Source organism: Baekduia sp., assembly GCF_035318805.1.
Taxonomy (GTDB): Bacteria; Actinomycetota; Thermoleophilia; order Solirubrobacterales; family Solirubrobacteraceae; genus Baekduia.
In genome coordinates, this window is the sequence record NZ_DATHDY010000054.1 from 41775 (window position 1) to 52073 (window position 10299).

The 10299-nt window shown below is 68.6% G+C and carries 7 protein-coding genes and 1 pseudogene; 3 read left to right on the top strand and 5 right to left on the bottom strand.

Translation table 11 applies throughout. The features are described 5' to 3' along the window. Window positions 1-175: 175 nt before the first annotated feature. Window positions 176-433: a hypothetical protein gene (locus tag VK501_RS12995; protein WP_324337939.1), complete on the bottom strand. Its 258-nt coding sequence runs from the start codon at window positions 431-433 to the stop codon at window positions 176-178. 766 nt (window positions 434-1199) lie between these two features. On the opposite strand from VK501_RS12995, the gene VK501_RS13000 reads away from it, so the two are divergent. Then, window positions 1200-3275, top strand: coding sequence for a penicillin-binding transpeptidase domain-containing protein (locus tag VK501_RS13000; protein WP_324337940.1), 2076 nt, complete (start codon window positions 1200-1202; stop codon window positions 3273-3275). Between the two features lie 207 nt (window positions 3276-3482). Here VK501_RS13000 and VK501_RS13005 read toward each other — a convergent pair whose 3' ends face one another. The 3 genes from VK501_RS13005 to VK501_RS13015 all read right to left on the bottom strand — a co-directional run bounded on the left by VK501_RS13005 (window position 3483) and on the right by VK501_RS13015 (window position 5184). Further along, window positions 3483-4013, bottom strand: coding sequence for a hypothetical protein (locus tag VK501_RS13005; RefSeq protein ID WP_324337943.1), 531 nt, complete (start codon window positions 4011-4013; stop codon window positions 3483-3485). Between the two features lie 75 nt (window positions 4014-4088). After that, entirely contained in the window at window positions 4089-4526 is a 438-nt protein-coding gene (locus VK501_RS13010; protein ID WP_324337944.1) for a hypothetical protein, read from the bottom strand. Between the two features lie 172 nt (window positions 4527-4698). Further along, a complete protein-coding gene (locus VK501_RS13015) occupies window positions 4699-5184 on the bottom strand; it encodes a hypothetical protein (protein ID WP_324337946.1) in 486 nt (161 codons plus the stop codon). A 342-nt stretch (window positions 5185-5526) separates the two neighbouring features. On the opposite strand from VK501_RS13015, the pseudogene VK501_RS13020 reads away from it, so the two are divergent. Beyond that, window positions 5527-6692: pseudogene (locus VK501_RS13020) on the top strand (IS256 family transposase). Window positions 6693-7470: 778 nt separating this feature from the next. Here VK501_RS13020 and VK501_RS13025 read toward each other — a convergent pair. Continuing rightward, on the bottom strand, window positions 7471-9048 hold the full coding sequence (locus VK501_RS13025) for a PAS domain S-box protein (protein WP_324337948.1): 1578 nt from the start codon (window positions 9046-9048) through the stop codon (window positions 7471-7473). An 872-nt stretch (window positions 9049-9920) separates the two neighbouring features. Here VK501_RS13025 and VK501_RS13030 point away from each other — a divergent pair. Then, on the top strand, window positions 9921-10299 hold a 379-nt coding region (locus VK501_RS13030; RefSeq protein WP_324337949.1), incomplete at its 3' end, for an epoxide hydrolase N-terminal domain-containing protein.

A 10299-nucleotide genomic window follows, 5' to 3' on the forward strand; every position in this document is an offset into this window, starting at 1 on the left:
TTCGGGGCCGTCGGTGTGATGCTTCTTCAACAACCTGCGCTGGAACCGACCGCACGCCGGCGCCGACGCCGGGAGCCGCCGCGCCCGACGGCGCCCGTCGTCCGAAGGCCCCCTCCGCGCGGCGACGTAAAAGCGGGTTATCGAGCGTCGGACGGGCGGACCGCACCGACGCGATCTAGTGGGCTTCGTCGGGCGGATCGGCCACATGCCCGGCTTGCGTGATCCATCCCGTGGTTCGCGCTCTCAGTGCCCGTAGGTCGGATGCCTCGTAGGGCGGCTGGTCGCCAGCGAGCACGAGCGCGAGTTGCCGTCCGGCGTCGGCGACCGCCACGCTGGAGGCCAGCGAGCGTGGGGTGACCCCGGCGATGAACACCTTGAAGTTGCGCAGTCGGGCCTGCCCCATCACGTAGCCGCCAGCGGCCAGCTCGAGCACCGCCCAGCACTCGACGACCTCCGCGTCGCCGCTCGACTCGTCATCGACTCGGGCGCGCTTCGCGCGCCGAGGCCGTGATCGCGTCGGCCTGACCGAGCGCCGCTCGATGTGGCTGTGGTGGGCTTAGCTTAGGCGACCGCTCCGTGCCTCGATGGTCGTCGCCACGGGGCGGCGTCGGCACATCAACAGACTGATGTTTCATACGGTCGACCGCGGGCGGCGGCGTCCAGTGCCACGTCGCCGGAATCTTCCTGGGCCACTGTGGCGGCGGCAGCAGCAGCGTCAGCGTTCGGAACTCCACGCTCGACTGTCTGGTGGCGTGCAGAGCGAACTCCACCGTCACCTCCCGCAGGAATGTGGAGCTCGGCAATGTCCCATGCGCTGGCGGCATGGGATGCAACGGGCTTAGGCGATCAGTCCGATGCACAACCCCTCGAGTGCACCGCACCTTCGATGCGATGCGTTGCTTCAGTACGCCGGTCCAAAAGGGTCATCGATACGTTCCCCCTCGACGTCGACCGGAAGGGCTGCGAGCACGGCGAGTCCGACATGTTCTAAAGCGTCTCTGCGCGTGCGGTTGCCATCACACCATGGCTGTGCGAGCGACCCAGCGGCCTGTCGTTCTGCACCAAGCTGAGGTGAGGCAGTCGCGCAGAGTGAGTTTGCAGTCGTGTAGATAACGTAGTGTCCAGGGCTCATGCTGCGTTCGCTCATCGCCTGATCGGCAATGAGCGATCGACCCCATTGAGAGCTAACTTACGCCCTGATGCCGTTCGATCCCGCCGACGATCGCCGACCCCCGATCACACAGCAGCTGGCGCTGCGGGTCGCGGGTGCCGGCGTCGTCGCGTTCGTCCTGTTCGGGATCGTCTTCTTCCGGCTCTGGTACCTGCAGGTCCTCGACGGCGACAAATACCTGGCCCAGGCCCGTGAGAACCGCGTGCGGACCGAGCGCATCGCGGCGCCGCGCGGGCAGATCGTCGACGCCAACAGCCTCACGCTGGTCGACAACCGGCGGGCCACCGTCGTGTCGCTCGATCCGTCGACCGTCCCTGTCCAGATGCGCAGCGCGATCGCCGCCTACGGGCAGCAGTCGGCGATCCGCGCGAGCAAGCCCAAGGGCCAGCAGGGCCCCAAGCCGCCGTTCCCGCAGGCGACGGGCGAGCTGCTGAAGCGCTACGAGCGCCTGGGGAGCGTCCTGCGGCTCTCGGCCGCGACGATCAACGGGCGCGTGGTCGACGCGATCGTCCAGGTGCCCTACGTCAACGTCCGCATCAAGACGAACGTCCCGGCCTCCCAGCGCAACTACATCGAGGAGCGGCGTGACCAGTTCCCGGGCGTGACCGTCGACCAGCTCTACGTCCGGTCTTACCCGAACCGAACGCTGGCCGCGCAGGTGCTGGGCACGGTGGGGCAGATCACCCAGAACCAGATCGACGACAAGAAGAACTTCAAGGGGATCGCCGGCGGGACCGACATCGGCCAGAACGGCCTCGAGGCCGAGTACGACAAGTTCCTGCGCGGGACCGACGGCACGACGCGCATCGAGGTCAACGCCGCCGGCGAGCGCCGCGGCGCGCTGACCGCCGTCCAGCCCAAGGCGGGCCGCCAGCTCAAGCTGACGCTGCGTCTCGACCTCCAGCAGAAGGCCGAGCACGCGCTCGCCACCGCCGGGCACGGCCTGCCCGGGGCGTTCGTGGCGCTCAACCCGAAGACCGGCGCCGTGTACGCGATGGGCTCCAGCCCGAGCTACGACCCGCTGGACGCCGCGCCGGGTCGATACTCGACTGAAGCAGCACTGAATGTGCACCTCGGCGCTGCAGCCGGCTCTCCGCTGGTCGACCGCGCCGACGAGAGCGCCTATCCCACCGGCTCGATCTTCAAGCCGATCACGGCGCTGGCGGCGCTGGACTCGGGCGTCACCACGACGACGAAGACGTTCAACGACACCGGCTGCTTCCAGACGGGCGCGCGCAAGAACATCGACGTCTCCTGCAATGCTGGCCACAAGGCGTACGGCACGATCAACCTCATCGATGCGCTGCGCGTCTCCTCTGACACGTACTTCTACAACGTCGGCAAGCAGATGTACCTCAAGCAGCCGTCGCTGCCGCTGCAGAAGTGGGCCCACGACCTTGGCGTCGCCCGTAGGACGGGCATAGACCTGCCAGGCGAGGCCACCGGCTCGATCCCCAGCCCCGCGCAGGTGCGCCGGATCAACCGCCTTGAGGCGGCGTGCCGCAAGAAGCGGAAGGTCAGCTCGTGCGGCATCGGGTTCGGCAACGTGGAGTGGAACCCCGGTGACAACACCAACTTCGCCGTCGGCCAGGGCGGCCTGCAAGCCACGCCTCTGCAGATGGCGATCGCGTACTCAACGATCATCAACGGCGGGCGGGTGCCGACGCCGCATCTCGGCGAACAGGTCGAAGACGGGCGGGGGTTGGTGCAGAAGCTCGACGCGCCGTCCCGGCGCCGGGTCAAGATCCCGGCGGCGTGGCGGGACGCGATCATGCAGGGCCTGTATGGCGCGGCAAACCAGAACGGTGGCACTTCCAAGCAGGTCTTCGACCAGGGCTGGCCGCGCAGCCGCTTCCCGATCTACGGCAAGACCGGCACCGCCGAGCGCTTCTACGGCCCGCAGCAGATCGAGCAAGACCAGTCCTGGTACGTCGCCTACTCCTACGACAAGGCCAACCCCGACGCCAAGCCGATCGTCGTCGTCTGCACCGTGGAGAAGGGCGGCTTCGGCGCCGAGGCCGCCGCGCCCGCCGCGCGCCTGATCCTGTCGCAGTGGTTCGGCGTGAAGCCCAAGGTCGTGGTCGGGACGTCGACGGACCGGTAGACCCATTGCCCGTGGGCCAGTCGCCAAGAGCACGACGCACCTGACAGCGACGGGCAGAAAACGTCCAAAGCAACGTTGGCACCCGTCTCATGCGCCACCGTCGCCACGAGGCGGCGACACGGCCGTCCAAGAAGGCCGCTGCACGAACGACTACGGGGCGGCCGGCATCGCCGGACCGCCCCGTCAGCGAAGGTGTCGCCGAGTTGCCTAGCCGTTGAACGCGGCGAGTGGCCAGGAGTGCTCGCCGGATGCGTCGGTGTAGGAGACGCTCGTGGGCGAGCCCTTGACCTCGGCGATGTAGCCATTCCTCGACACGGGCACCTTCTGGTCGGCGGCGCCCTTGATATGCACGACAACCTGGTCGACTGCGTCGGGAACGACACCCGCGACGGTGACGGCGCCTTCCGAGGCGTCGCCGGTGGTGTAGCCGAAGCCGTGGGGAACGGAGTACGTCGAGTGGCAGCTGGCCGTCCCGCCCCCCCCGGAGGGCTGGACAGATAGGCACGTCAGCTTGTCGTCGGCCGTGATCCACGCCGAACCGGCAGGCCGCGACGTGATCTTACGCGATGTCGACGTGTCGACCTCGAGCGATTCTGGGTGCAGCGCGTCAGGCAACGCGTCCGCGCTGGTCCGTGCGGACTTCAACGCGGAGAACCGCGCGAGGTTCCCCGGCGCAGACGGGAAGTCGGCAGCCGCCGGCGGCCCAGAACGCGATGTCGAGTCGCCGTTCGCGGACACCGCAGTGCCGACTCCGGCGGCGGCGGCGACGATCGCCGCGGCAACAGCAATTCTTTTGAGCATCTGCAGGTCTCCCTAGAAGTTGGCCGCGGCGTAGAACTGATACGGACTCGACTGGCCGTTATTCGTGACGGTTGGATAGCCGTTGCACGAGTATGGCGAGCCGCAGTAGGAGTACACCCACTGGTCCGTATAGTCACATGCCGGAGCCGTGGCGTTGCCACCGAATCCGCCCGCGTCGGTCTTCACGATGGCGCACACGCCCGACGTGACGGCGACGGAGCTCCGCGTCCACGCGTACTGCCGGGACACGGAATGGGCGCACCGGTCGTTCGGGTAGGCGCCAAGGGACGCCGCCGAGCAAAACGTGAAGAACGACGCGTGTGCCGTCGAGGGCGAGAACGTACTCGCGCAGACGCTCGCCAGCGTCGCGACCATCACGGCCGCGGTCAACAGAGCGCCGATACGGGCGAACGACAGCGACAGCCCGCCGAAGCAGGAACGACTAGCCATACGGGTCCTCCCATGGGTCAATGAATAGAGCGAGGCGCTAGTGCTCGCCACTAGGTACCTCGAAGCACTTAGACGTCGCCAGTCATGGTACAGACCTGTCTCCGATAGTTTCCCCGGTGAGCTATGACTAAGCGATTCCTGATCCCAAGCTCCACAAATTCGTACTCCTTGGTCACAGCGACCGCCGCGGCCGTTGGACGCGGACCCAAGCCGTGACGTCGAGCTGGTGCTGAACCGAATCGAGCTCGAGGAGGCAAACCACGACCGCTAGGTGTTCCTCAAAGCTCGCCGCTGGTCGTCTACTCGCACCGCTGAAGCAGTGCGGCCTTGAGCCGGAGTTGGCTGGCCGCACCACCGAGGTCATTCGGCGCCGCAACAGACGGTGCATCACTTCATGGAGGACGCCGACGTCCTCGCGAGTTTCGTCGGACGGGCTGATGCCGGTCCGGTCGTCGGCCAGCTCGAACGGCTCGCGGCGGACTGCCAGGCCGTCGGCAACGAGATACGCGGTACCCACGCCCGGTACCCACGAGAGCTCAACCACCGGATTTGGTGCCGGTTCAACCCCTTCACAAACGACGAAAGGCAGGAAAAGCCGCGTCTGCGGGCCTTTCGTACCAGTGGAGCCAGACGGGCTCGAACCGACGACCTCCTGCATGCCATGCCTCCAGGCGGGGCCGGTCAAGAGGCCTGCGGTGTGGTGTCCGATGGGAGCGACTGGTGTTATGCCAGCACGTGAAGAGGTTGTCCCGTAGTTCGTAGAACTTGAAGACGGCGGTCCCTCCGCCGCGTCCGCTCCGGTTGGGAGCGTTCGCGGTGATCCACCAAGATCGAAGGAGGAACCGCCGTGAGGGAGACCGTATCGGTCGCGCAGGCCGCGATCGCGCAGGAGGCCGTCCTGCCCGCGCGGGTGCAGGAGGCGTTGGGCGAGTTGGTCGGGGCAGCGAAGGAGGGGCTGCTGGCGCTCAGCGTCGGCGTCGGGCTCGGCGTGCTGACCGAGCTGATGGAAGAGGAAGTTGATGATGTTGTTGGTCCGAAGGGCAAGCGCAACCCCGACCGCGTCGCGGTGCGCCACGGCCACGAGGCGGGCGAGGTCACGCTCGGCGGCCGGCGCGTGCCCGTCGACCGGCCGCGGGCTCGGAGCGCCGACGGCGAGCGCGAGGTGCCGTTGGTGACCTATGCGCACTTCGCCGATCGCGACCCCCTGACGCGGACGGTGCTCGAGCAGATGCTGGCTGGCGTCTCGACCCGCAGGTTCGCGCGCACCAGGGAGCCGGTCGGCCGGGAGATCGTCGAGGCCGAGCGGTCGACCTCGAAGTCGGCGGTCTCGCGCGAGTTCGTCGGCCGCACCCGCGAGCATCTCGACGCGCTAATGGCGCGCTCGCTGGCCGACGTCCGGCTGGCCGTGCTGATGCTCGATGGGATCGAGCTCAAGGGCCGCTGCTGCGTCGTCGCGCTGGGCATCACCACCGACGGGACCAATGGCCCGCTCGGGCTGTGGGACGGCAGCACCGAGAACAAGACCGTCACCGTGCACCTGCTCTCAGACTCGTGCAGCGGGGCCTGGACGTCGAGCAGGGCGTGCTCGTCTGCCTCGACGGCGGCAAGGCGCTGCGCGCCGCGGTGGCTGAGGTGTTCGGGCCGGTGCCGGTGCAGCGCTGCGTTCGCCACAAGGAGCGCAATGTGCTGGACCACCTGCCCGAGCGCGACCGCCCCGCGGTCAAGGCCAGGCTGCGCAGGGCCTGGGCGTCGGAGAACCATGCGCTCGCGCTGGACGGGCTGCGCGCCCTCGCCTCAGAGCTCGAGCGGCCGCATCCCGGCGCCGCGAGCTCGCTGCGCGAAGGCCTCGAGGAGACGCTCACGCTGACCCGCCTGGGCATCACGGGCAACTTGAAGCGCACCCTGCAGTCGACGAACCCGATCGAGTCGATGATCGAGACCGTCCGCCGCACGTCGCGCAACGTCAAGCGCTGGCAGTCCGGCGACATGTGCCTGCGCTGGACCGCCGCCGGGATGCTCGAGGCCGAGGCCCAGTTCCGCCGGATCGTCGGCTACCCCGACCTCGCCAAGCTCGCGATCGCCGTCGAAGCAGACCTCACCTCCCGCACCACCAACAACGACAACTCGCAGCCGCTCAAGGAGGCCGCTACGCTCGCCCACGCCTGACTATCAGACCGGGACCGCCGTCACGAAGATCCACGACGGACGGGACAACCTCCGTAAACTTGCACCGCAGCGCCAGCTCGCGGAAGTCTGCAGCTCGAACGATCGCGGTGGCATGCGGTACCCACGCGCGGCACCCAGGGCTTGATTGACGTGTCGGGAATGCTCCCTGAAGGGCGTATGTCCCCGCTCTTGTGCCACGCCGTCGAACGTCACGAGATGTAGAATCTGGTTAGTCAGAGCCAAATCTGACGCCACCGGACGTCACCGAACATGGTGAGCAAGTCCTTTCTAATCCGCAGGTTGGATCGGTTAGCGCGAAAGAGCCCACACCAACGCCTGCGCATCCGTGACATCAGTCGTGCGTGCACGCGCGACATGGCCGCGCCGCCGGCGACGTCTTGTGCTTTCGCGCGCAGGCGAAAGCAGCAGCGTGTTGGTTCATCCGGCCCACGCGACGCCGGCATGGATAGGAGCAGTCAGCCCGTCGCTGCTGCCTGTCCCACGGACGCGGAAGTGGCACGGCTCCGGTCGCGCGGAGGCGGCCGCCCGCTTCTCGTCCGGAGTGAGCGTCTGGCGTCGCGAGCCAGACGCTCGTCGTCGTACCCCATGGGGGGCGCGTACCAGGGAAGGATCGGGTAAGTGGATCGTGCGTGCGCGCTTGCCGCCCTGGGTGCGGCCGCGCTGGTCGAGCTCGTGGGGCGCGCGGCCGTGGTCAATCGGAAGTGTTGGCGACGTGGACGCGCGGCGCGCCGTCTTGGACCGTTCTCGCCGTCTTGGCCTACCTGCCCAAGTCCGGGGCCCAGCCGGCGAGGGGGATGGCGGCCGCGATCAGCGTGCCGCCGTCGGCCGGGCTCTCGACCTGGAGCCGGCCGTCGAGGGTGGCGAGCCGGTCCGCGAGCCCGACGAGGCCGCTCCCGTCAGGCCGGGCGCCTCCCATACCGTCGTCGCGCACGTGGACTGCCAGCGAGTCGTCCTCGATCCGCGCCGTCACCTTGGCGTGTTTGGCGCGAGCGTGTTTGGCGACGTTGGTCAGCGCCTCGGAGACCACGAAGTAGGCGGTTGACTCGACTGCCGCGGGGAGCCGGCCCACGGCCACGCCGTTCTCGACGGGCAGCGACATCCGCGATGCCAGCTCTTCCACTCCAGCGCGCAGCCCGCCGCGGGTGAGGACCGTCGGGAGGATGCCGTGCGCGAGCTCGCGGAGTTCGGTGGTGGCTTGCTGCGCGTGGTCGAGCGCCTCGGTCACGAGCGCGGGGGCGGCATCCTCCTGGCTCTGGAGCGCCCGGCGCGCCAGCTTCAGCGTGATGACCGTGTGGACGAGGCGCTGCTGCGCTCCGTCGTGCAGATCGCGGACCACGCGCCGGCGCTCCTCGTCGGTCGCCGCCACGATCCGCGCCCGGGACGCGGCGAGCTCCGACCGCGCCTGGATGTTCGAGATCGCCGTCGCGACCAGTTCGGTGAACTCCCCGATCCGCGCCTCCGTGTCGGCCGGCAGCGGCTCGGCCCGCCGCGAGAGGGCGAACATGACGCCCCAGAGCCGTCCCTCGACGACGATCGGGGTGCCGACCGCCGACCGAATGCCCAGCGTGCGCGTGTAAGCCGCCAGAGCGCCGGGCGCCTTCGCGAAGTCGTCGATGCGGGCGGGCCGCCCCGTGTCGAGCACGAGCGCAACGACGTGCCCTTCCACCCTCTCCCGTTCCAAGGTGCGCCGGGTGCCGACCGGGGTGCCGGGGTCAGGCTCACCCAAGGCCCCGACGAGGGTGGCGGTTCCGTCGGGCTCGTAGCGGACCATTGCCGTGTGATCGACGCGCAACAGCCGTCCCACCTCTTCGGCGACCGCCGCGAAGACCTGCGTGGGTGAGGACTCGCGCGCGACCAGCGTCGCCACGCGCCGCAGCGCAGCCTGTTCCTCCGCGAGCACGCGCAGCTCATCGCGGCTCGCCTCGACCATCCGCTGCGCCTCGTGCAATTCGGCGTCGGCGCGGCGGCGGTCGGTCACGTCCCTGGCAGCGCCGTACACGAAGCCTCGCTCGGGCATGGTCCGCGTGTTCCACTGGAGCCAGCGGACCGAGCCGTCGGCGCAGATGATGCGGTGCTCGAATCCGATCACGTCGTTCCCGCGCACGAGATAGGCGAGCACGTCGCGCGACGACTGAACGTCATCCGGGTGCACGAAGTCCAGCCACGGCCGGGACAGCAGCTCCTGTCTCCGATAGCCGAACGTGCGCGCCAGCGACGGGTTCACCCGCTTGAAGTAGCCGTCGAAACCGGCGATGCAGAGCAGGTCGAGCGACAGATCGAAGAGCCCCTCCAGCTCGCTCTCCGACTGCGGCACCGAGGGCGGGTCGCGTCCCACGTCGCTGCGCGCTTCCTCCTCTGGGATCGGACTTCCAAGCTGCGTTCCGGCTGGCTCGCCTCGATTATGACTCGCATAGTCCCGAGGACGCAACGCCGCAAAGATTGGAATACCGCCACCGGACCCCTATTGCGGCTGGACCCGGACGTCGGCGCCGGTCTCGCCGAGCAACCTGAACGGCGCCTAGTCGCCGGTGGTGCGCGCGGCCGTGACCGCCGGCGCAGCCGTTCAGCTCGCCGCGACGTTCGCCGACCCAGCGCGATCCGGCCGCTACGGCCTGGCGTCCGACGAGCAGCGTCTCGAAGAGCCGGCACCGTGCCCGCTGAGACGATCAGCGGCAGCGCGGCGAGCAGCCGGACCAGAGGTAGCCGGGCTGCTCCTTAGAGGCAGACGCGATAGCCGCGCCTGAGGCACCCTCACTGTCGCAATGGACGACGAGCAGCACTCTGCGATTCCGCGAAAGCTGCGGTCGCCTGTCGCCTGTTGGTCAGTGCTCCTGCGCATGGAAAGCGAGAGTGGTGGCCGGTCAAGCCCGCCGCTGAGGGACGGAGTCGCGCGCCGGCGAGATGCTGCCTCAGCAGCAGCGCCCATGCCGTGTCCCTCGCGGCGCCGCGCCGACCTGGCTGCCGACTCCAACCGGCGCGCCTGCCATTTCGTCGCTCTGCCGCCGAGGGCAGTGCAGTGCCACAACACTGCGCATTCGGGTTCTTTGGCGTCGCGGCGTTGGCGCGCGTAGAGTTGGTTTGCGCTCCCAGTCAGCGCTCGACTTGAGCCCACGCAGCACACCCCAGGGCCATCCACGGGCGCGCAGTGCATTAACACGATCAGGCTTCGTGCGACGGGCCGGTGCCTGCAAGCAAGGAGGATCCCGCATGTCTGCCACCACTGGCAGGTCAGCGGAGGCCACGGCAGTCCGGCCGTTCACGGTCAAGTTCCCCGAGGCGGACCTCGAAGACCTGCGCGCCCGCATCGCGGCCACGCGCTGGCCTGAGAAGGAAGGCGTCGACGATGCGTCGCAGGGCGTGCAGCTGGCGACGATCCAGGCGGTCGCGCGCTACTGGGAGACCGAGCACGACTGGCGCAAGTGCGAGGCCAAGCTCAACTCGGTGTCCAACTTCATCACCGAGATCGACGGGCTCGACATCCACTTCGTCCACGTTCGCTCGAAGCACGAGGACGCGCTGCCGCTCGTCGTCTGCCACGGATGGCCCGGCTCGGTGATCGAGCAGATGAAGATCGTCGACCTGCTCA